Here is a 21504-nt window from a genome sequence, read left to right on the forward strand (position 1 = left end):
TGACCGCGACGGTGACGGTGGTCCGAGTCATTGGTATTCCTCCCGATACCGAGCGGCGATACGGTTGCTGAGCAGGTTCATACTGAACGTGATGGCGAACAGTGTCAGTCCGATCGCAAACATCGAGTAGTACCCGGCGGTTCCGCCGGACAGGTCCGTCGTCACCGCCTGTACCATGGCAGCGGTCATCGTCTGCCCGGAGTTGAGAAGGTTCGCGAACGGCTCGGACGGATCGAACATTCGAGCGCGGCTGCCGCCGGCAACCACGACGATCATCGTCTCGCCGATCGCCCGCGAGAGCGCCAGAATGTACGAGGAGAAGATTCCCGAGATCGACGCGGGAATGACGATCTTCGTCGACACCTCGAACTTCGTGGCCCCGAGGCCGTAGCCCGCCTGGCGCAGCGAGTCCGGGACGGCGCTCATCGCGTCCTCACTGATCGAGGACACCATCGGGATGATCATGATGCCGACCATGACCGACGCGGACAACAGGTTGAACAGGCTCACGTCGAGGCCTAATCCCTGAAGCCATGGCGTCAGGTACACGAGCGCGAAGAACCCGTACACGACAGTCGGAATCCCCGCGAGGATCTCGAGTGCCGGTTTCAACACCGACCGCATCCGATCGCTCGCGTATTCGCTCAGATAGACCGCGGCCGCCGTACCGACCGGGATCGCGACGAGCGCCGAAACGATCGTCACGATGAGGGTGGCGGTTACCAGCGGCAGAATACCGAGAATCGGGTTCTCGCTCCGCAGCACCCACTCCGTACCGGTGAAGAACGCGTACGGATTGACGCGTCCGAAGAACTCGAGGGCGTCGATCGCCAGCGTGGCGACGATGCTAATCGTCACGAAGACTGTCAGTGCCGCACAACAGAACAACAGCCCGTGGTACAACCGTTCCTTTGCGATCCGTCCGTTCGCCGATCGTGTGAGATCGGCTTCTATTGATGTATCACTCATTCTCTATTCGGTTTCCTCCGGAAAATCGACTCCGTTGCCGCGTTACTCGCCCGCTGCGTTCTCGAGTTTGGTCATATTCTCGTCGACCATGTCCTGATTCGCGGGGACGTAGCCGACCTCGTCGGCGATCCAATCGGCGCTCGTGTTCTCGAGGTAGAACTTGACGAACTCGTAGACCGGTTCGCGCTCGAGAGCGCCTTCCGCGGGGTAGATGAACAGCGGTCGGGCCAGCGGATACGTTCCGTCGCTTGCCGCCTGCAGACTCGGGGCGGAGGGATCGTCGCCTTCGCTCTCTGCGATCTCGAGGGCTTTGACGCGATCCTTGTTTTCGGAGTAGTACGCGTAGCCGAAGTACCCCATCGCGTACGGGCTGTTCTCGAGGCCCTGAATGATGGTGTTGTCGTCCTCCGTACCCTCGTACTCGGTCCGGTGGGTGCCGCCGTTGACGTTCTCGGTGAACCAGTCGTAGGTCCCTGAGGTCGTGTCGGGGCCGTAGAGCTTGAGCTCTTCGTCGGGCCAGTCGGGATTAACGTCGGACCACGTGGTAGCGCTGTCGTCGCCCCAGATCTGGGCCAGTTCGTCGAAGGTCATGCTATCGACCCAGTCGTTCTCGGGACTGACAGCGACCGTGAGCGCGTCGCCCGCGATATGCATCTCGATCGGCGAGACATCGTTTTCGGCGCAGTGATTCTTCTCCTCCTCCTTGATCAGCCGCGATGCGCCGTTGATGTCGGCGTTCCCGGGGCAGAAGTGATTCTCGAAACCACCACCGCTCCCGGTCGGGTCGACCGTGACGTTGACCTTCGGATGGTCGTCCATGAATCGCTGGGCCATCTCGTCCGAGATGGGGAAGACGGTACTCGATCCCTTGACGATGACCTCTCCGGAGAGCTCGTCCCCGTTTCCGTTCCCGTCACTCGTCTCGCTGCAGCCTGCGATGGCTGCGACACTGACGGCACCCGTCCCGGCGATGAACTTCCGTCGCGATACTGCGTCGCGTCCGAACTGGTTGTCTGCCATCACGTGATTGATTCGATGGGGTATAAAAAAGGGATGCTATGAGCCATATATATGGATCAGTGACCACATATGTCTATATAGCACAATCGACGTGGCGGCGATGGGAACCGGAATCGGTGCCGTCGGCCGGAGAACGGCCGAAGGTGGTCCGACCGACTCGAGCAGCACCGTACGCTCGAAACGACCGCCTGGACGTCGAACGTCGGCAGTATCGTTCGAACCGCCGGCACCGAACCACCCCGCTAGCCGGTCGAGACGAGACCGGAGTCGTCAGGGTTCGGCGATTGCGTTCCGACTGCGGACATCCGAAGTTCCGGCCGACAGTACCGGGGATATCGGGTCGCAGTCGAAAACCGATCGCCGCCCCTTAGCTATGAATGACTATATATTACACAGACATTATCGATATTTCTCTGCACGTCTCCTGCCCGGAATCAGTCGAAAACGAGACGGTAGCGGAGGATATACGCATCTACGGACCTTGCTCTATAGTTCCACCTGTATTTATATTCTGCCGGCCGAAACCCCGCTCCATGGAGACGCGCAAGGTCCAGGTGACGGGCGGATCGACGTACACCGTCTCGCTACCCAAAACGTGGGCGACGGACAACGACGTCACCGCCGGAACGACCGTCGAGTTCTATCCCGAGGACGACGCGCTCTTGTTGACGCCCAAGAGCGAAACGGACCGGCAGGAGGGTACCCTCGACATCTCGAGTCTCGAGGGCGAGCGCCTGACTCGGGCCGTGATGACGATGTACGTCAGCGGCTTCGATCTCATCCGACTCGAGGCGGGGCGGATCACGACGGATCAGCGGCGGGCGATCCGCGATGCGACGCAGGGATTGGTCGGCGTCGAGGTGCTCGAAGAGACGACCGACAGCGTGGTCATTCAGGACCTGCTCGATTCCTCGGAGCTGTCGATCGTCAACGCCGTCACGCGCATGCGCCTGATCGCCCAGTCGATGCTCGAAGACGCCGTCCGGGCGCTGATCGAGAACGACGACGACATCGCCCACGACGTGATCGAGCGCGACGACGACGTCGACCGCCTCTGGCTAGTCGTCTCACGGATCTTCCGCGCGACGCTGCGCTCGCCCCGGGCCGCCGAGGAACTCGGCGTCCCCCGCGAGGACTGTTTCGACTATCATTCGAGCGCCCGCCAACTCGAGCGCGTCGCCGACCACGCCGCCAAGATCAGTAACATCGCGCTCAAACTCGACGAGATTCCGGAGCCCGTCGCCAGGGGACTCGAGGAACTCCAAGTCGACGCCTCGACGGTTCTCGAGAAGTCGATGGACGCGCTGTTCGCCGACGGGACCGCGGAGGCGAACCGCCTCGGGCACGACGCCCGCGAGGCCGTCCTCGAGATCGACGAACACACCCGCCAGATCGACGACATGCTCCGGGACCTCGAACCGGTTCAGGCCCAGTCGCTGGGACTGATCGTCGACTCGCTGTCCCGAAGCGCCGACTACGGGGGGAACATCGCCGAAACGGCGCTGCAGAAGGCCGCACCGCGGCCCTGAGAAGCGATCGGTGACGGTGGGAGCCGTCCCGACGCCGCGCGTCGGGGATGCAAGCGCCGACGGGGAAACGGGTTTCACGCGGGTCGTCCTAACGTAGGACGAGTGACACGATGGCAGACAGGACTCCACGGTGTGCCGCGGGCGATCGGACGATCTCCCACCCCGCGTTCGCCGCGCTGTACGATCGGTTCGTGCCGGATCGGTTTCTGATCGGCCCCCACCGCGAGTATCTCGCAGCCGACCTCTCCGGACGCGCTCTCGAGATCGGCGCGGGAACCGGCGCGATGATATCCTACGCGGCCGACGCCGGCGACGACCTCGAGTACCACGCGATCGAACCGGACCCGCACATGCGACGCCGGGCCGCCCGCGAGGCGGCGGGAACCGACCTGCAGGTCTCCCTCCGGGACGCTCGTGCCGAGTCGTTGCCCTACGTCGACGACGCCTTCGAGGCCGTGCTCTCGAGTCTGGTCTTCTGTACCATCGGCGACCCCGACGCGGCGATGGAGGAGGTCGCCCGCGTCCTGACACCCGGCGGCGAACTGCGATTCCTCGAGCACGTCCGCAACGACGGCTGGCGCGCGCGGGCGCAGGACCGGCTGAATCCGATCTGGGAACGCGCCGCGGGCGGGTGCCAGTTGACCCGCGAGACGGTCGAGCGGTTCGTCGGACACGACGCGTTCGACGTCCTCGAGGTGGAGCGGGTCGACGTCGGGGTGTTTCCGGTGACGCCGATCGTTCGCGGGCGGCTTCGACGCCGGCGGGACCCGTAAGTGTCGCCGCGAGCGGCGGGGCCGCGTTCCGGATCGGTTCGCGTCCGCCCGGCGTGTGCGACGTAAACCCATAGTGTACCGCCGTCGTACGCTCGGGCGGAACCATGTTCGACGACAGAACCGACGCGGGCGAACGCCTCGCGGCGGAACTCGAGGCCCGCGACCTCGCGGTCGACGTCGTCCTCGCGATTCCCCGCGGAGCCCTGCCCGTTGCGCGGCCGGTCGCCGACACGCTCGACGCCGACCTCGACGTCGTCGTCGCGCGCAAGATGGGGGCACCGCAGAACCCGGAGGTAGCGCTCGGCGCGGTCGCCAGTGACGGCAGCGTCTGGTACAACGACGACCTGATCGATCGGCTACATCCCTCCGAGGAGTACCTCGAGGAGGTTCGGGCGGCGGAAGCCGAGAACGCGCGTGAGAAGGCCGACCGCTACCGCGAATCGGGCGGCGTGCCGGACCTTCGGGGCGAGCGAGTCCTGCTCGTCGACGACGGCGTCGCGACCGGCGCGACCGCGACGGCCTGCCTCCGCCAGGTCCGGGGGGCCGAAGCCGACTGGGTCGGTCTGGCGGTCCCCGTGGGCTCGCCGCGGGCGATCGACGCCCTCGAGCGGGAGGCCGACGCGGTGATCGCCTTGCAGACCCCCGCGGACTTCCGTGCCGTCGGCCAGTTCTACCGGACCTTCGACCAGGTGAGCGACGAGGAGGCCCTCGAGTACCTCGACCGAGAACCCTGAGTCGGGCGTCGAGTCGATCCGTCCGACCCTGGGAGCCGACGCACCCGCTCCCTTAGGGCCAGAGCCCGCGCATCTCGTGGGAGTCTCCGATGCGGTCGAGCGCGACTGCATATGCAGCGTCGCGCCACGTCACGTCCCGGCGTTCGACGTGGTTCTTGAGCGCGTTCCAGGCCGTCTTCATTTCGGCTTCGAGTTCCTCGTTGACCCGCTCGAGGGACCACTGGCGGCGGTTGATGTCCTGGAGCCACTCGAAGTAGCTGACGGTGACGCCGCCCGCGTTCGCGAGGATGTCCGGGATCACGTGCACGCCGCGTTCCTCGAGGATGGTGTCGGCGGCGAAGGTCGTGGGGCCGTTCGCGCCCTCGACGACGATATCGGCGGCGATCGCGTCGGCGTTGTCCGCGGTGATGACGTTGCCGACCGCGGCCGGGACGAGGACGTCGACGTCGAGTTCGAGGAGGTCGTCGTTCGAGATGCGGGATACGTCGTCACCCTCGTCGAGTTCGGTCGCGAACCGCGTGACCGCTTCGGGCTCCTCGTCGTGGGAGGGAATCGCCGAGACGTCGATCCCGTCGGGGTCGTATACCCCGCCGTTGACGTCGCTGACTGCCACGATCGTCGCCCCCCACTCCTCGAGCAGGCGGGCGGCGTTCGCGCCGACGCTCCCGAAGCCCTGCACGGCGACGGTCGTCTCGGCGAGCGGGTAGTCGTAGTAGTTACAGGACTCCCGGGTCACGATGGCGACGCTCCGGCCCGGCGCTTCCTCGCGGCCGTAGGAGCCGCCGATGACCGGCGGCTTGCCCGTGACGACGCCGGGGATCGTCTCGCCCTCCTGCATGCTGTAGGCGTCCATCAGCCAGGCCATCGTCTGCGGGTCGGTCCCCATGTCGGGGGCCGGGATGTCCGCGTTCGGCCCGATCACGTCGCGGATCTCCTGTGCGAACCGGCGGGTGAGCCGCTCCTTTTCGCCGTCGCTCAACGACTTCGGATCGACGACGATCCCGCCTTTCGCCCCGCCGAAGGGGAGGTCCATCACGGCACACTTCCAGGTCATCCACATCGAGAGGCCGACGCACTCGTCGCGGGTCACGTCGGGATGGTATCTGAGCCCGCCCTTGTAGGGCCCGCGGACGCTGTCGTGTTGGGCCCTGTATCCGGTAAAGACCTCGACGCTGCCGTCGTCGCGCTCGAGGGGCACCGTCACTTCGTGGACCGCCCGCGGGTGAGAGAGGCGTTCGATGACGGCATCGTCGACGTCGAGCTGTGCGGCGACGCGGTCGAGCTGTCGCCGCGCGGTCTCGAGTGCGGTCTCCGACGGGGTCGATTCGGCCGTCGCTTCCCGGGTCGTCGTCGAACGGTGCTGAGAGGCCATGATTACTCGATCGGTGTGCGTCGATTCCGCATCTCGGCACCGCACTCGGGACAGGCGTCCGGCGCTGTCGCACGGACGACGGTTCCACAGTCGAAGCATTCGTAGGTCGATTCCGTTTGAGGATCGAGTTCCGCGTCTTTCTGGTTCATTGGAGAGACAACGAGCGGTCGTGCTCGCGGTGATTGCGCACCTAGGAATACTAGGGATATTAGGATGAGCCTATCCGTCAGATAACTAGCGGCACCGAGCAGAGCCCGTTCACTATTCAACCCCCATCGACGCCTTTGCCGGAACTCCGATTTCGTCGAACACGACGTCGAAGAGCACCCCCTGGACGGTCCGGATATGACGGTAGAACGCAGCCGGCGAGATATCGAGTGTTTCGGCGACGTCTTCCCCCGAATTCTCGCGCGGTGATTCGAAGTAGCCGCCGTAGTACGCGAGCTGAACCACCTCGAGCTGGCGGTCGGTCAGTCGCTCGCGCAGTTCCGACCGGAAGTCCCGTGGCGCCGTCCGCTCGACGGTCCGTTTGGAGCGCAGTTCGGCGTCCGAGAACGCCGTCGAGACGAGCTCGGCGCTCCCTCTCGCGTCGGCGGATCGCGGTACGTCGACCACGAGCCGAGTGCTCGAGGCGGTCGCCTCGATGCCCCGCAACACCACTCCGTGATCCGCGAATTGCTGGGCGAGGAGCGGCCGCGAGAGGTCCAAGCGGATCGCCCCGCCGAGGTCGGCGTCGTCGCCAGCGTCGTCGGTCGCCCCGTCGTCGTTCCCACGGCTGGCTCCGCCGGTAGTGACGACCTGTGCGCGCTCGACGCCGACGAGTGCGTCGGCCGCGGTCACGACGGCGTCCGGGGACGCACCTTCGACGGTCGCGAACACCGTCGTCCCGTGCTCATGGTGGCGAATGCCGCCATCGAAGGAGAGCACGCAGTCGACCTGGCGGGCAAGTCGGGCGAAGACGAACGAGTCGTCGGCCACGTCGAACTCGAGTCGCGTCCGCGCGTCGGCGACCAGTGCACGCTTGCGCTCGACGGCGGCGATCGCCGAGGCGATCGTCTCCCCGAGTTCCGCGAGGACGGCACGGATCATGTCGTCGAACGCGTCCGGCCGGTCGGCGTAGACGGTCAACGCCCCGTACGCGAACTCGTCGTAGGCCAGCGGGACGCTCACCGCGGACTGGTACTCCCTGGCGAGCGCCGCCGATCGCCACGGCTCGTCACGGAGCCCGTCGGCGACGTTCGAGACGACGGTCACCGACCGGTCCGTCGCCGTCCTGACGGCGGGTTCGCTCGAGTCGGCGAGCGAGAGCGAGACGGCGTCGAGATACGCTGCCCCCTCCGCCGGGCCACCGTGAGCGCGCGACTCGAGGCGGTCGCCGCCGACGTCGGCCCGACCGATCCACGCGAACGAGAACCGATCGGCAGCCGTGAGCCGATCACAGACGGCACGTTCGATCTCCTCGCGGGTCTCCGCGCGAACCAGCGCTTGATCGAGATCCCTGATGATCTCGTTGACGTCGTTGAGGCGGGTGAGCTGTCGGTTCCGGCGCTCGAGTTCCCGATCCCGTTCGCGCAGCGTCCGCTCGCGCTCGACCCGATCGAGCGCGGCTTCGGCGGTCGCCGCCAACAGGTCGGTCAGTTCTCGGGACACCTCGTCGAACGCGTCCGACTCCGTCGAGCCGACGACGAAGACGCCGTGATCGCCGAGCGGAACGTACGCGGCGCTTCGCAGGTCGGTCCCGGGATTCGAGAGAATCGGGGAGTCGTGCACGTCGGCGAAGAACCGACTCTCGCCGTCGACGAAGACGTGTCCCGGGATGCTGTCGGTCGTCGCTCGGTGGTCGCGAGTCGGGCCGTGTAATCGCTCCATCCCCGTGGAGGACGCGGCGGGCCGTAACACGTTCTCGTCCGTATCGAACAGGTACACGGCGCTCGCCTCGCAGTCGAGGACGCCCGTCGCGTCGTCGACGGCGAGGGCAGCGATTTCGCGATCGGTTTCGGCGTACAGCAACTCGCGAGCGGTCCGGTGGAGCGCCGTCAGCGCCTCCTCGCGGCGCTTTCGCTTCGTGATGTCCCGACAGCTGTAGAGGGTCGTCCCGCCCTGGATCGAGACCTCGCGGACGTTGACCAGCAGCGTGTGCTCGCGGCCCGCCCGATCGGTCGTCGTGCACTCGATGTTCGTGAGCACGCCCTCCCGCTCGAGGGCCTCGCGGTCGAAGAGATCCGGTCCGAGCAACTCGTCGATCGTCCCGAGTTCGTGGATCTCGTCCTCCGAGTAGCCGAAAATGAAGTGGACGTTCGGACAGACGTAGGTGAACGCGCCGTCGTCGTCGGTGATGAGGACGGTATCCGTCATGTTGTTGAGCGTCACCCGGTGGAGTTCCTCGGACTCGCGTAACTCCCGCTCGAGTCGGGCGCGGTCGGTGATGTCGGTCGCCCGTGCGAGCAGCGAGGCGATGTCGCCGGACTCGTCCCGGATCGGTCGGACGGTTACCTCGAACGTGTGGGTCTCGGTCGCGTCTGCACCTGCGTTCGACGGGGCGGTCGCGTCCGGGTCGGCGGACCCAGCGCCATCGGTGCGGACCCGCGTCAGTTCGCGGTGTGCGACCTCGCCGGCCGCCGCCCGTTCGATCGCGTCCCCGATCGCGGCGCTCCCGTCGGCGGTACACCGCCACCAGGGCAGGTCCCGTAACGGCCGGCCGCGAACGTCGCTCGCGGCCGCGTCGATCGCCTCGAGCGCGGACTCGCTGGTCCGTCGAACGGTGCCGTCCGTCTCGAGTACCCACGAGTACGTTTCCGGATCCTCGAAGATCGCGTCGAACCGGCGAGCGCGCTCCCGCCGGCGGCGTCGCTCGCGGCCCGTCGACAGCGCCCGCTCGATCGCCGCGCGGCAGTCCGCGATCGAATCGTCGCCGGGTTCGTCGCGCGGCACGTACGCCGTGACGTCCGCGGCGATCGCCGCGCTGGCCAGCGACTCGTCGCCGTCGGCCGGGGCGAGCACGACCGGGAGATCGGGATCGCGCTCGCGAACCGTCTCGAGGAGGTCGAGCCCGGTCGTCGCTGCTTCCGGCAGGGAGTGGGTGGTCAGGAGACAGTCGACGGGGCGGTGCTCGAGGTGCTCGAGCGCAGCGGCCGCGGTCGAGACTGCGGTCACGGCGTGCGTCTCGTCCGCCAGCGCGTCCGGCAGGCCGGCGGCGCTCCGATCGGGCGGTGCGACGACGAGGAGCCGGGCGTCGTCGAGCGGGCGTGCGGAAGCCATTCGTCCCCGATACGACCGCCTGCGGATAGAACCCATCGGTCCGGTTGCGCTCGCTGCGGCAACGCCCGGTCACCGCTCGAGCGCGATACTGCGCGTCCGCGTCGCGACCGACGTCGAACGCGAGACGCGGCGACGACCCCGTTGATCGATGGGTTGCGGGACCGCAGACGACGGGATCGGGTGGATGGGATGACGATACGTCGCGGTATCGTCCGCGATGGCGGTTCCGATGGCAGAAGGAAAGCGCGGCTAGCGGTCAGTACGGTTCCGAAGCGATTACCGCCACTCGTCGAGCGCGGCCACGTCGGTCTCGGTCATGGCGATCCAGCGCTCGTCCCGTGCGATATCAGCGACGACGAGGTGCGGGGTCCCGTCGATCTCGTCGACCGCCGCGACGACATCGGCTGTATCGCTCGATCGGCTGCCGATCGAGTCTGCTTCGGGCACCATACTCGGGAATAATACTCTGCCGACTATGAATGTATCGATATAGCCCGAATACGTGATTGGATATTAAACTGAAATCGACATATTTCTGTATTTTTTAAATCACGTGTCGGCGGCGGTCGATGCGATCGAGCGGTCTACTCGTCGGGAGCGACCGAGCGAACGTGACCGACGACGCCGCTTTTCAGTTTCACGTGGGGTCCGTCGGGTTCGTCACCGTAAACCACGCCGATCTCGCCGATGATCGGCTCCGTGTCCTCGGAGCGGGGGTCCGCGTCCTCCTGTACGATCTCGACGGTCATTCCCTGTCGGAGTTCCTCGGCGGTCGGTCGTTCGGCGGACATGACTGGTGGTGATTCGGGTGTCTTCAAAACCGTGGTGCCTGCATTCGCTAGCTCGGCCGAGCGTTTCTCCGCCGTACGCCCTCGGTCCGAACGCCGGCGCTACTCGTCGAACTCGAGGGCGACGGAGTTGATGCAGTATCGCTTGCCGGTCGGCTCGGGGCCGTCGTCGAAGACGTGACCGAGATGGCCGCCACAGTTCGCACAAACGACTTCGGTGCGGCGCATGCCGTGGCTGGTGTCGGTTCGGGTTTCGATCCGATCGTCGTCGGCGTCGTAGAAACTCGGCCAGCCACAGCCGGAGTCGAACTTGGTCTCCGAATCGAACAGTTCGGCCCCGCAGCCGGCGCAGGCGTAGGAGCCGTCCGCCTTGTGGTCGACGTACTCGCCGCTGAACGGGGTCTCGGTGCCTGCTTCGCGAAGGATGCGGTACTCCTCGTCGCTCAATCGTTCGCGCCACTCCTCGTCGTTCGTCGGGACGTGATCCGACTCGTCGCTCATGGGCGTTCGTAGGGGAGAGACACTCAAGAGTCTGTCTGCACGGTCGCCGATTCCGGCAACGTCGACCGGAAACGGTCGCACCGATGTCGGTACCTGGGCGTCGCAGTCACCGGCTGGTAATGATATCCGTGCTCTCGCAGTCGGGACACTGGGTCATCCGGCCCAGTTTCGGGACCTCGATCCGCCGCCACTCGTCGTCCCCGCCGGGCGCTTCGAAGCCGCAGTTCCGACACCGTGATCGTTCGTGTGTCATCTGGTCGCTTCCCATGTCTCGACATATGCTATAGGGTTACATAGTCGTTTGTTCAGCCATCAAAGAGCGTCACGAGTGCCAACGGGTCGTGCGACCGTTGGCGACGGGAGGCTCGGTCACAGGCACGCCATCGGTGATGGGGTGAGCGTGGACGACGCGACTCGGTCACACCGCACCGCCCGTTGTGCCAATCGTGTTAAGCCACAGCAGACCGTACGTCCGAGCGATGGTTTCCCGGCAGGAACTCGCCGCAGCGACGCTCGAGACGCTCCCCGTTACCGTCGCTGTCATCGACGACGAGGGTGAAATCCTCCTGACGAATCGATCCTGGCGCGACTTCGGCCCGGGACCCGATGACCACGTCGGCGCGGATTACGTCGCGACAGCCGCGACTGCGGACGACGAATACGCCCGGCAGGCGACCGCGGGAATCGAAGCCGTTCTCGCGGGCGAGCGGGACTCCTTCGAGCTGGAGTACCCGTGTCACTCGGCGGACGAGAAACGCTGGTTCATGATGCGTGCCAGTCCCTTTACCGACGACGGCCAGCGACTGGTCTCGCTCGTTCACCTCGAGATCACCGAGCGGAAACTGGCCGAGATCGCCGCCGAAGAGAACGCCCGCCAGGTACGCGACGAACGGGAGGCACTGGAACACGTCCTCGAGCGCGTCGACGGTCTCGTCCGGAACGTCACCGACGCCGCCGTCGGCGCGGGAACCAGAACGGAGATCGAACACGAGGTCTGTGCGTGTCTCGCCGAGACGGACCCCTACGTCCTCGCCTGGATCGGGCGCGCGGACGTCACGGCACAGCGGCTCTCACCCCACGAGTGGGCCAGTCAGGGGGACGTTCCCCTGGAGGACGACGAACTCGTCATCGGGACCGACGAGGAGCACCCGGCCGTTCGGGCGTTCGTTGACGGCGAGCCAGCGGTCATCCAGGACCTCGAGTCGGTCGCGGACGCCAACCGGTGGTGGCCGACCGGGGCCGGCGGTGCCGTCCGATCGGTCACCGCCTTGCCGCTTTCGTACGGCGACCTCACCTATGGCGTCCTCGTCGTTTTCGCCGAGGACGCCGACGCCTTCGACGATCGGGAACTCCTCGTGCTCGAGTCGCTCGCCGGAACGATCGCGACCGCGATGAACGCCCTCGAAGTCAGGCGCATGCTCACGACCGAGACCGTCGTCTCGGTCGAGGTCGCCATCGAGGACCCGTCGCTGTTCGTCACGGCCCTGTCGGCGACGCTCGAGGCCGCGATCAGCTACCGCGGCGTGACCTACGACGGGGACGGAACGCCGCATCTCTACCTCCATGCCGATCGGGCGATCGCCCCCGAAGACGTCCTCGACGCGTCCCCGGACGGCGGCGACGTGACGATCCTCTCGAAAAACGACGGGCGGGCCATCCTCGAAGTCACCACCGACGACGGACTGGTGGCGGCTCTGAGCGAGCACGGCGCGGTGATTCGGGAGCTGACGGTCGCCGATACGGTTGCCGACCTCACCGTCGAGCTTCCGGACGGCCGCTCCGCTCGCTCGGCGTACGACCTGCTCGAGCGTCGATACGACCGCGTCGAACTCGTCAGCTACCACGAGACCGACGAGCCGACGCCCACTCGAGAAAGCATCACGACGCGCCTCGAGTCGTCGCTGACCGACCGCCAGCTCACGGCGCTCCGGAAGGCCTACTACGCGAACTACTTCGAGTGGCCCCGCGACATGTCGGGCGAGGAGTTAGCCGAGTCAATGGGCATTTCGCGGTCGACGTTTCACCAGCACCTCCGAACCGCCCAGCGGAAACTGCTCGACGAACTCCTCGAGTGACGCTGTCGCCGACGGACCGCCCCGGCCCGGCTGAACATAGTGAGGGGGGGTTATTTTATATGCATCTGTCGTAGTGGAGACATCCGATCACCGTCGGTAGGGTCTACGGGACAGAGAATGCAACAGGAACACATCGACGCAGGCAAGGCGATACAGAAGCGAACCGGGAAGACGTTCTATCTCGCGACGCGGTTTCTGCCCGAGCGAGTGCGACACGCGACCCACGTCCTCTATGCGTTCTTCCGCATCGCGGACGAAGTGGTCGACGACGCTGACGACGTCGATCCGGCGACACAGCGGGCTCAGCTCGAGTCGCTCCGGGCGCAGGCGGTAGGCGAGCAAGCGCCCGACGACCCGGTGCTCGAGGCGTTCGGGGAGCTCAGAGAGCGGTACGGGATCGACGACGAGGAGATCAACACGTTCATCGACGCGATGGCGACGGACATCGAGACCAGCCGATACGAGACCTACGAGGACCTCGAGTCCTACATGCGCGGGTCGGCCGCGTCGGTCGGCGTGATGATGACCGCGATCATGGAACCCGATGCCGAGGACATCGCCATCCCCCACGCCGTCAAACTCGGCGAAGCGTTCCAGATGACGAACTTCCTGCGGGACGTCCGCGAGGACATCCGCGACCGCGACCGGATCTACGTGCCACAGGAGACGCTTCGGGACCACGGAGTCGACCCGGCACAGATCGAGCGACTCGAGTACTCCGAGTCGTTCGCGGGGGCGATGGCCGCCGAACTCCAGCGCACGGAAGACCTCTATCGCGAGGGCGTCGCCGGGATCAGGTACTTACCCGAGGACTGCCAGCTCCCGGTCCTGTTGGCGGCGGTTCTCTACGCCGAACACCACACCGTCATCCGCAACCAGGGGTACGACGTGCTCTCGCGGGAGCCGTCGCTGTCGACGGCCCGGAAGCTGTGGTGTCTGGCGAAGACGCGCTGGCACTGGCACTGGAATCGGGACCCCGAAGCCGTGTTCCAGCGGGTCTCGGCGGTGCCGACGACCGACCGTGACCATCGACACCCGGAACACGGGGACGGCGTGCCGACACGATCCTGACCGGCAGTTTATCAAATCCCACGATATAGTGGCCCGACTTTCGTAGCCACTGCGTTCGAAGCCCAGTGTATGCCCACAGAGGCGAACTCGGATATCGTCGACGAAGAACGTCAGATGGGCCGAACGACCGCGATCGGACTCGGCGTATGGCTCGCGCTGATCGTCGCCGCCGCGATTCTGTTGTTCGTGTTCGGCGACGCCATCTCGAGCCTGTTCGTCTGAGCGGACCGGCAGCGAGTGGTCACCGCACGTCGTTACTCGGAGACGTCTTCGTTCGTTTGCACGGTCGTTTCCGCGACGATGAACTTCGCGAGTTTCCGTTTCGTGTGCGTGGACACCAGGTGCTCCTCGAGTTGCTGGTTGGTGGCCGGGGGCTCCCGGCAGACGGGGCACTCGATCGAGTTACGCGTTGCCATAGCAATGGCAGGGCGGTCACGAGCAAAAGTGACGTGCCGGCATGTTCGTCCCGTTCCTCGCAGGGAACCGAACTGCCGTCGGTCACCGACCGCGCCACCGCTCGGGGAGCGCCGTCGAAAGCATCGCGAGGTCGTAGCGGTCGGTCCGGAACAGGCCGAGACAGAACAGGCCGGCGACGCCGGCCGCCAGCCAGTTGCCGTAGAGCACGTTGATCGCCCCCCACAACAGGACGAAACTCACCAGATCGTCGAGTGCGAACTCGCAGGTCCGGACCCGCTCGAGCAGGACCGCGCGATCGAACGCGCAATCGACGAGGACGACGGCGACGGTCCCCGAGAGGAGCCACCCCCAGTAGTTCGAGCGGGGAACGCCGTAGTAGTCGCCCGGCGGAACGTACTCCCAAAACCCGATGGCGACGGCTCCGGGGTCGAGAACCAGATCGACGGCGATGATAGCGACGATCGCCGCGAGCAACCGGGGAACGACGCGTCCGGCTCGGTCGCGAAGCACTAGCACCGTCAGCAGGGTGGCGTTGAGCACTAGCGGGACGAAAAACAGCGGCAGGGCCAGGGGCACGTCGCCGCCCAGCATCGGCCCGAGTCGAATCCCGTATTCGAACGTCCCGTAGGGCCAGCCCGTCCGGACGCCGACGAGTTCGATGGCGTAGGTGTAGCCCGTCAACACGCCGAGGAACGCGACCGCCCGTCGATCGATCGTCGGCAGCAAGGCGACGATCAGCGGCGACCGCATCACCAGCGTTCCGAACAGAATCAACAGCGGATTGTACGCGAGCGGTGCCGGGAGCATCCCTTCGGCGCTGCCGACCAGCGTCACCGCGCCGACGACCGGGAAGACCACCGCGACGGTAACCCGGTTCTCGCGGACGAGCGCCTCGAGTCGCCGCTGTACCGTCTCCCGTGCCGTCCCGCTGGTCACTTCCGCGGTCGGACGCGATGGCGGGTCCGCCGACTCGCCGCTATCCATAGAGGAGCCTCCAGAGGCCGCCCATGGTCAGGAGCGCGCCGACGACGGTGTTGATCGCCGGGAACCACCAGTAGGCCCGATCGACGGCGACACTCGCGGTCGCGATCGCGGCGACGAGCCCCGGATACACGAGCATGAGTGCACCAAGTCGCCCGTCGAGCGCGCCGAAGGCGACCGCACTCGCCAGCCAGCACGCGCCACAGTAGGCGTAGGTCCGTCGCTCCCCGAGCACCGTCGCCGTCGTCCGGGTCCCGGTTTGGCGATCGGGCTCGATATCGGGGATCGCGGAGAACGTGTGCATTCCCATGGCCCACAGCCAGCCGCCAGCGATCGTCAGTACGGGCGGCTGGGAGCCAGCGACGGCGGCGTACGCGGCCACACCGGGCGTAATGTAGAGCCCGTTGGAGACCGAGTCCAGCACCGGCGTCGTCTTGAATCGGGCCGGTGGGGCGCTGTAGGCCGCACCGAGGGCGAGAAAGGCGACGAGCCACGGGATCGCGGCCGCCGCGAGCAACGGCGCGAACAGCAGCGGCAGGGCCGCACAGAGGGCGACGGCGACGGGAACGGATCGCTGTCCCCGATAACGCGCCTCCCGATCGTCCTTTTTCGGATTCGCCGCGTCGATCTCCCGGTCGTAGATATCGTTGATGCCATAGAGGAAGACGTTCGCGGGGAGGAGGAAGTACGTGAACAGGACGGCCGTCGTCGGCGTGAACAGGTCCGCGACCGACCCCGCGGCGTAGGCGACGCCGACGAGGACCGGCCCGGCCAGATAGAGCCAGAACCGCGGCCGCGAGAGCGTCAGCAGGTACGACAGCTGTTCGCCGACGCTGGCCTCGCCTCCCCCCGTCGGCTCCCCCCTCATCGCTGGCGTCTCGAGCGGGCGGGTGTTCGGATGCGGACGGTCATTTCGGTTCCGGAAGCAGGTCGGTTCAGTTGCTCGTCTCGAGCCGTCCCTCGCGGTTCCGGCACGGTCAGCCCTCGATTCCGTGATCCTCGAGCACTTTCTCCGCCGTCAGGTCGCCGCTGATGAGACACATCGGGACGCCGATCCCGGGTGTGGTATCGCCGCCCACGAAGTAGAGTCCGTCGACTTCCGCCGACCGGTGTGGCGGGCGGAAGAGGGCCGTCTGGCGGAGGGTGTGGGCCAATCCCAGCGCCGTCCCGCCGTAGCTGTTGTACCGGGCCGCGAAGTCCGCGACGGAGAACCGCTCCTCGAGGACGATCCGGTCCCGGAGGTCCGTCCCCGTGTTTTCGGCGATATCGTCGAGGACCACGTCCCGATACTCGTCGCGGATTTCGGGCGTATCCTCGAGACCGGGCGCGACGGGCACGAGGACGAACAGGGCGCTGTGGCCCTCGGGGGCAACGTCGTCGTCGGTCTTGGAGGGGACACACAGGTAGTAGGCCGGGTCGTCCGGCCACTGGGGGTCCTCGAAGATCTGATCGAAGTGGTCCTGCCAGTCGGTCGGCAGCACGAGCGTGTGGTGGGCGAGGTCGTCGACGTCGCCCTCGACGCCGAGATAGAGGAGGAACGCGGAGGGCGCGTAGGTCCGGTCGTCCCAGTAGTCGGCGTCGTGGCCGCGCCGTTCGGGGGTCAGCAGTTCCTGCTCGGTGTGGGCGTAGTCGGCGTTGCTCACGACCAGATCCGACTGCAGGGGGCCGGCCGGCGTTTCGACCTCGAATCCGCCCGTGCGGCCTTTGATCTCCGTTGCCGGGCGATCGGTGTCGTACTCGACGCCGAGTTCCGCGCCCAGGTCCGCGATGCCGTCGATGACCGCGCCGATCCCGCCGTCGGGGTACCAGACGCCGAGGTTGAAATCGACGTGGCTCATCAGGTTGTAGAGCGCCGGCGTGTTGGTCGGCGAGCCGCCGAGAAACACCAGCGTGTACTGCATGATCTGCTGGAGCTTCGGATGGTCGAAGTAGCCCTCCACGTGACCCTGCATCGAGCCCAGCAGCGAGAGGCCCCGCGCCTGTCGCGCCACGTCGAGGTCGAGGTAGTCCCGCAGGCGCTCCCGGTCCTCGTAGACGAAGTGTTTCATGCCGACTTCGTAGTTCTCCTTGGATTTCTCGAGGTACCGCTCTAGGGCCTCGCCCGCACCCGACTCGTACTCCTCGAAGACGGCTTTCGTCCGCTCTAAGTCGGGCGTGACATCCACCCGATCGCCGTCCTTGAAGAAGATCCGGTAGTGAGGATCGAGGTGCTCGAGATCGTAGTAGTCGCCCGGCGTCCGGTCGAAATCAGCGAAGAAGCGCTCGAAGACATCGGGCATCAGATACCACGAGGGACCCATGTCGAACCTGAAGCCGTCCTTCTCGAGGCGGCTCGCTCGACCACCGAGCTGTTCGTTCTTCTCGATGACCCGAACGTCGGCACCCGCGTCGGCGAGGTAACAGGCCGTCGAGAGCCCGCCGATCCCGCTCCCGATCACGACGACCGACTCACCGGCCAGCGATTGCATAGTCGACCGTGAGTATCGGACCGCTGTTAAACGTGTCTCATACATAGGTAGGGAATCCGACCGGTCGTCGGCGCGGCGGGCGGCGTCGAGTTCGCCACGAGCCCGGCGGTCGTCCCCCCGTCCGGTAGGTTCCTGTGGATCGCGGCCGTACGGTGCGTATGGACGGCCAGACAGTCATCGTGACCGGCGGAACACGCGGCATCGGTGCTGCCGTCGCCGAGGCGTTCGGTGCGGACGGTGCGACCGTCGTCGTCGGGGCTCGAGACGCGGACGAAGTCGACGCGACCGTCGACGCGCTCGAAGACGCGGGGACCACCGCGGCGGGGCTCAGAACCGACGTTCGCGACGAGTACGACGTAGAGCGGCTGACGGAGACCGCCTCGCGGGCGGGCGAGGCGGCCGGTATCGATGTCGTCGTTCCCGCGGCGGGCGTGTATCACGGCGAGGCGGGAGCGACGCCGACCGACGACGAATCGTATTCCGCGTTCGACGACCACTGGCGGACCAACGGACGCGGCGTGTACGCGACGATCCGTGAGTCGCTGCCGCACTTAAACGACGATGCGCGAGTGCTCGTTCCGACGGGCTCGGTCGCTCGAGACGGGACGGCGGGCTACGGTTCCTACGCGATTTCGAAGGCGACGGCGGAGGCGGTGACTCGCGGCTTCGCCGCCGACACTGACTACGTCGTGGGCTGTCTGGACCCGGGGATCGTTGCAACGGGACTGTCGGGAGAGACCGGCCGCGATCCGGACGCCGTCGCCCCGATGTTCGTCTGGGCGGCGACCGAAGCGGACCCAACGGCCGTCGACGGGGCGGTCGTCGGACTGCGCGAGTGGAAACAAGCGACGCGGTAGTCGCGTCTCCCGTCGGCTCACCGACTATGCTCGACTCGTGACGTACAGTTCGCTCTCCGGAGGGACGGGAGACGTGACGGCGCGCGGGCGCTCGCGCCGTTCAGCGGGCATAACGTGGCTCCGGGCTCACAGCGTCTCGACCTGTCGGACCTCGAGGAGTGTGCGGCATCGGCCGTTTTCCGCTTCGTCACTCGAGTGTGGCTAAACGGACGGTTACAAGCGCCGACGCGGCCGCTACGGGCGATCTATCGGCAGTAAAATCTAGTAGTTACCGGAGCCGCGACCGGGGTTCAATCGATGTGGCCTTCGCGACGCAGTTGATCTGCGTCCTGGCCGGTGTAGCGCCACTCGATGGTGGCCTTCTCGTCTTGCCAGTCCCACGGTTCGGCGACGACGATATCGTCTTGCTCGATCCAGGTCCGGTATTTCATGCGACCCGGGATGCGGCCGAGTCGCTCCTCGCCGTCCTCACAGCGGAGGCGCACGTGGTTGCCGCCGAGGTGTTCGGTTACGACGGCGAATACTTCATCGCTGTTGGGCATACGGAGGTTCCGTCGCCCGGAGTCTTCTGTCACAACTTAACTATGTGCGGCAGACGTTTAAACGCTTGGAAAGACGTGGTATCCCACAGCATAGTATTGTCTATCTATATAGCAACCGGTCATCTCGACTGACATTCGTCGTCGGCCGACCGATCGCTACCGGCCTAGAGTTCGCGGTCCGAATCCGGATTCTCGAGGTCCCACAGCAGTTCGGGCAGAAAGGCCTCGAGGTTGTCGATGACCGACCGCTCGCTGACGTTCAGCCCCTCGCAGTGGTCGTGGGCCGAGTCGCGGATATCGACGTGGAGGTCGCCGTCCTCGAGCCAGACGGCGAGCGGAAAGACCGAACACCGGGTGGGTTTCCAGTCCGCGTCCAAGTGCAGCGAACAGAGGCCGTCCTCGCGCAGAAAGGCACACGCGTGGCCGTCCTCGGCGACGTGCTCCTCGCGGTCTTTGGCCTCTCGAGTGACGAACTTCTCGCCGCGGAAGTCGGTCGTCGTCTCCGCGAGGTTGGCCCGCTGGGCCAACTCGAGGAGGTCCCGGTCGTAGAGGAGCACGCCGTGGTGACAACACCACGTACAGTCGTCGACGCACTCGAAGGTGAGATCGGGATCGAACTCGACGACGACCTCGCGGTCGGGGTAGACCTCGACGCGTCGGGTGTCGGCGCTCACGTGTCGTCGGTGGGCGGTCGCCGTGAAGTGCCTTTCTACCCCGGATTTGTGGGGGTAGTTCGAGTCGACGTTTCGGCCACGCTTTCAGTCCCGCCCGGCGGTGGGTCGGTGGGGTTGCTGTCGCGCGTTCGAGGCCACCTATGCGCGAACCGGGTCCGCCTCGAGCGGGAGGTTCTCGCGCTCGCTCGCGTCGACGACGGTGTTGCGGAGCGTCCCGACGCCCTCGTAGGTAATCTCGACGGTGTCGCCGGGTTCGACGAGGCCGGGGTTGGCCGGACTGCCGAACGAGACTACGTCGCCGGGCCGGAAAGTGACCCGCTCGGAGAGGTGCGAGATGATCTCGTCGGGATCGAACAGCATGCGGTCGGTGGTGGCCTCCTGGCGGCGCTCGCCCGCCACGTCGGTGTACATGTCGATCCCGGTGGGGTCGACGGCGGTCTCGATCCACGGTCCGAGCGGGCCGGACGCGTCAAACGCCTTGCGGGCCGTGCGGCCGTTCTGGTCGAGCGCGTCCAGATCGTTCAGGATCGTGTAGCCGCGGACGACTTCGGACACCTCGTCCTCGGCGAGGGTCCGGCAGGGGTCGTCGATGACGGCCGCGAGTTCGCCGGCATAGGTCACCTCGTCGCTGAAACCGGGCGAGGGAACCGGGTCCCGGTGGCCGACGAGCGATGCGGGCGGCTTGATGAAGAAGTCGGGTTCGTCGGGCCGTTCGTACGCCATCTGGTCGAGCGTCGTCGCGAAGTTCCGGCCGACGCAGTACAGTGCCGAAGGCTCGCAGGGCGGCAGGAAATCGGCGTCCGTACCGACCTCGTAGACGCCGTCCTCCGCGTGGACGACACCGTCCTCGTACCGTCCCGCGACCGGGCCGTCGTCCGTTGCGATCCGCGCGAGTTTCATTAGCGGGCGTCTCGAGTCCGAGCGATTAGTGGTATCGATTCGTCGGCGTCCCGGCCCGGCCGACCCCGTGTTTCACGCCGCGAACAGCAGGGACGGTCGGCCGCTGCGCGGTGCTCGCGGCCTCGCTAGCCGAGCGTCTTGAGGTCGACGCGGTGCGTTCCGTCGTCGGTCTCGAGCGTGATCGAATCGGCGATCGCGTCGCGTGCCCGCGTTCGCCACTCCGCGACGGCGTCGGCGTGGCGGTCGCGGAGCCGGTCGTCCGCGGCGGGGTCGTCGTCGGCCTCCGCCAGCGCCGACTCGAGGTCCGGGTACGCCGCGAGGACATCGTCCGCGATGACGGTTGCGGGGGAAAGGTGCACCGCACCGGTTAGTTCGGCGTCGTCGACGTGGTAGACGTGGATCCGGGCCCGCATCCGGCCGTGAAACGGCGGCGTTACCCGGAGGACGGCCTCCCCCGGGTTTTCCCGCCCGTAGACGTAGGCGTCGACGGCGTCCTCCGGCGAGAGCGCGATCGACCGAATGGCTGACGGACCGTCGGCTTCGGCTGACGGGTCGTCCTCGACCATCGGCCGACG

At 66.4% G+C, this 21504-nt stretch carries 24 protein-coding genes; 7 read left to right on the forward strand and 17 right to left on the reverse strand.

The features are described from left to right. Positions 1 to 27: 27 nt before the first annotated feature. Both pstC and ALTAJ2_RS08385 read right to left on the reverse strand, forming a co-directional pair. The gene (gene pstC, locus ALTAJ2_RS08380; protein ID WP_007109060.1) at positions 28 to 969 is read right to left on the reverse strand and encodes a phosphate ABC transporter permease subunit PstC; all 942 of its coding nucleotides are present in this window, start codon (positions 967 to 969) and stop codon (positions 28 to 30) included. A 42-nt stretch (positions 970 to 1011) separates the two neighbouring features. Further along, complete coding sequence (locus tag ALTAJ2_RS08385; RefSeq protein WP_007109059.1) at positions 1012 to 1989, reverse strand: PstS family phosphate ABC transporter substrate-binding protein; 978 nt, start codon at positions 1987 to 1989, stop codon at positions 1012 to 1014. 533 nt (positions 1990 to 2522) lie between these two features. On the opposite strand from ALTAJ2_RS08385, the gene ALTAJ2_RS08390 reads away from it, so the two are divergent. The 3 genes from ALTAJ2_RS08390 (at position 2523) to ALTAJ2_RS08400 (ending at position 5025) form a co-directional block, all read left to right on the forward strand. Beyond that, positions 2523 to 3518, forward strand: coding sequence for a PhoU domain-containing protein (locus ALTAJ2_RS08390; protein ID WP_007109058.1), 996 nt, complete (start codon positions 2523 to 2525; stop codon positions 3516 to 3518). Positions 3519 to 3628: 110 nt separating this feature from the next. Next, complete coding sequence (locus ALTAJ2_RS08395) at positions 3629 to 4291, forward strand: class I SAM-dependent methyltransferase (protein WP_007109057.1); 663 nt, start codon at positions 3629 to 3631, stop codon at positions 4289 to 4291. A 104-nt stretch (positions 4292 to 4395) separates the two neighbouring features. Beyond that, a complete protein-coding gene (locus ALTAJ2_RS08400; RefSeq protein WP_007109056.1) occupies positions 4396 to 5025 on the forward strand; it encodes a phosphoribosyltransferase in 630 nt (209 codons plus the stop codon). A gap of 52 nt (positions 5026 to 5077) precedes the next feature. Here ALTAJ2_RS08400 and gdhB read toward each other — a convergent pair whose 3' ends face one another. The 7 genes from gdhB to ALTAJ2_RS19665 all read right to left on the reverse strand — a co-directional run bounded on the left by gdhB (position 5078) and on the right by ALTAJ2_RS19665 (position 11212). After that, the gene (gene gdhB / locus ALTAJ2_RS08405; protein ID WP_050031449.1) at positions 5078 to 6397 is read right to left on the reverse strand and encodes a glutamate dehydrogenase GdhB; all 1320 of its coding nucleotides are present in this window, start codon (positions 6395 to 6397) and stop codon (positions 5078 to 5080) included. Between the two features lie 2 nt (positions 6398 to 6399). Next, positions 6400 to 6546, reverse strand: a complete 147-nt coding sequence (locus ALTAJ2_RS19140; protein ID WP_007109054.1) for a rubrerythrin-like domain-containing protein — start codon at positions 6544 to 6546, stop codon at positions 6400 to 6402. Between the two features lie 112 nt (positions 6547 to 6658). Beyond that, positions 6659 to 9655: a bacterio-opsin activator domain-containing protein gene (locus ALTAJ2_RS08410; RefSeq protein ID WP_007109053.1), complete on the reverse strand. Its 2997-nt coding sequence runs from the start codon at positions 9653 to 9655 to the stop codon at positions 6659 to 6661. A 276-nt stretch (positions 9656 to 9931) separates the two neighbouring features. Further along, positions 9932 to 10105, reverse strand: coding sequence for a DUF7556 family protein (locus ALTAJ2_RS19660; RefSeq protein ID WP_007109052.1), 174 nt, complete (start codon positions 10103 to 10105; stop codon positions 9932 to 9934). Between the two features lie 134 nt (positions 10106 to 10239). Then, positions 10240 to 10446, reverse strand: coding sequence for a DUF2196 domain-containing protein (locus tag ALTAJ2_RS08415; protein ID WP_007109051.1), 207 nt, complete (start codon positions 10444 to 10446; stop codon positions 10240 to 10242). Positions 10447 to 10545: 99 nt separating this feature from the next. Then, positions 10546 to 10944: a peptide-methionine (R)-S-oxide reductase MsrB gene (msrB, locus tag ALTAJ2_RS08420; protein ID WP_007109050.1), complete on the reverse strand. Its 399-nt coding sequence runs from the start codon at positions 10942 to 10944 to the stop codon at positions 10546 to 10548. A gap of 106 nt (positions 10945 to 11050) precedes the next feature. Beyond that, entirely contained in the window at positions 11051 to 11212 is a 162-nt protein-coding gene (locus ALTAJ2_RS19665) for a hypothetical protein (RefSeq protein ID WP_162831893.1), read from the reverse strand. 211 nt (positions 11213 to 11423) lie between these two features. Here ALTAJ2_RS19665 and ALTAJ2_RS08425 point away from each other — a divergent pair, with 211 nt between their 5' ends. From ALTAJ2_RS08425 to ALTAJ2_RS19670, 3 genes are all read left to right on the forward strand, one after another. Beyond that, positions 11424 to 13019 (forward strand): bacterio-opsin activator domain-containing protein, encoded by a 1596-nt coding sequence (locus ALTAJ2_RS08425; RefSeq protein WP_007109049.1) that lies wholly within the window; start codon positions 11424 to 11426, stop codon positions 13017 to 13019. A 117-nt stretch (positions 13020 to 13136) separates the two neighbouring features. Next, entirely contained in the window at positions 13137 to 14090 is a 954-nt protein-coding gene (locus tag ALTAJ2_RS08430) for a phytoene/squalene synthase family protein (protein WP_007109048.1), read from the forward strand. 69 nt (positions 14091 to 14159) lie between these two features. Further along, a complete protein-coding gene (locus ALTAJ2_RS19670) occupies positions 14160 to 14312 on the forward strand; it encodes a hypothetical protein (protein WP_007109047.1) in 153 nt (50 codons plus the stop codon). A 32-nt stretch (positions 14313 to 14344) separates the two neighbouring features. Here ALTAJ2_RS19670 and ALTAJ2_RS19675 read toward each other — a convergent pair whose 3' ends face one another. The 4 genes from ALTAJ2_RS19675 to ALTAJ2_RS08445 form a co-directional block, all read right to left on the reverse strand. Beyond that, positions 14345 to 14506, reverse strand: a complete 162-nt coding sequence (locus ALTAJ2_RS19675; protein WP_007109046.1) for a hypothetical protein — start codon at positions 14504 to 14506, stop codon at positions 14345 to 14347. Between the two features lie 82 nt (positions 14507 to 14588). Then, positions 14589 to 15491 (reverse strand): bisanhydrobacterioruberin hydratase, encoded by a 903-nt coding sequence (gene cruF / locus ALTAJ2_RS08435; RefSeq protein ID WP_007109045.1) that lies wholly within the window; start codon positions 15489 to 15491, stop codon positions 14589 to 14591. Then, entirely contained in the window at positions 15484 to 16356 is an 873-nt protein-coding gene (locus ALTAJ2_RS08440; protein ID WP_007109044.1) for a prenyltransferase, read from the reverse strand. The genes cruF and ALTAJ2_RS08440 overlap by 8 nt, the downstream gene beginning before the upstream one ends. Before the next feature lie 109 nt (positions 16357 to 16465). Continuing rightward, positions 16466 to 17956 (reverse strand): phytoene desaturase family protein, encoded by a 1491-nt coding sequence (locus tag ALTAJ2_RS08445; RefSeq protein WP_007109043.1) that lies wholly within the window; start codon positions 17954 to 17956, stop codon positions 16466 to 16468. A 158-nt stretch (positions 17957 to 18114) separates the two neighbouring features. Between ALTAJ2_RS08445 and ALTAJ2_RS08450 the strand changes: the two genes are divergently transcribed. After that, positions 18115 to 18813 (forward strand): SDR family NAD(P)-dependent oxidoreductase, encoded by a 699-nt coding sequence (locus ALTAJ2_RS08450; RefSeq protein WP_007109042.1) that lies wholly within the window; start codon positions 18115 to 18117, stop codon positions 18811 to 18813. A 290-nt stretch (positions 18814 to 19103) separates the two neighbouring features. Here ALTAJ2_RS08450 and ALTAJ2_RS08455 read toward each other — a convergent pair whose 3' ends face one another. From ALTAJ2_RS08455 to ALTAJ2_RS08470, 4 genes are all read right to left on the reverse strand, one after another. Next, positions 19104 to 19388 carry a translation initiation factor eIF-1A gene (locus tag ALTAJ2_RS08455; protein WP_081603348.1) on the reverse strand — a complete coding sequence of 95 codons (285 nt, stop codon included), beginning with the start codon at positions 19386 to 19388 and terminating at the stop codon, positions 19104 to 19106. A gap of 131 nt (positions 19389 to 19519) precedes the next feature. Further along, entirely contained in the window at positions 19520 to 20029 is a 510-nt protein-coding gene (locus ALTAJ2_RS08460) for a YkgJ family cysteine cluster protein (protein WP_007109041.1), read from the reverse strand. 138 nt (positions 20030 to 20167) lie between these two features. Continuing rightward, the gene (locus ALTAJ2_RS08465) at positions 20168 to 20929 is read right to left on the reverse strand and encodes a fumarylacetoacetate hydrolase family protein (RefSeq protein ID WP_007109040.1); all 762 of its coding nucleotides are present in this window, start codon (positions 20927 to 20929) and stop codon (positions 20168 to 20170) included. Positions 20930 to 21054: 125 nt separating this feature from the next. After that, positions 21055 to 21495, reverse strand: coding sequence for a hypothetical protein (locus tag ALTAJ2_RS08470; RefSeq protein ID WP_007109039.1), 441 nt, complete (start codon positions 21493 to 21495; stop codon positions 21055 to 21057). Positions 21496 to 21504 lie beyond the last annotated feature (9 nt).

Source organism: Natrinema altunense (assembly GCF_000731985.1).
Lineage (GTDB): Archaea > Halobacteriota > Halobacteria > Halobacteriales > Natrialbaceae > Natrinema > Natrinema altunense.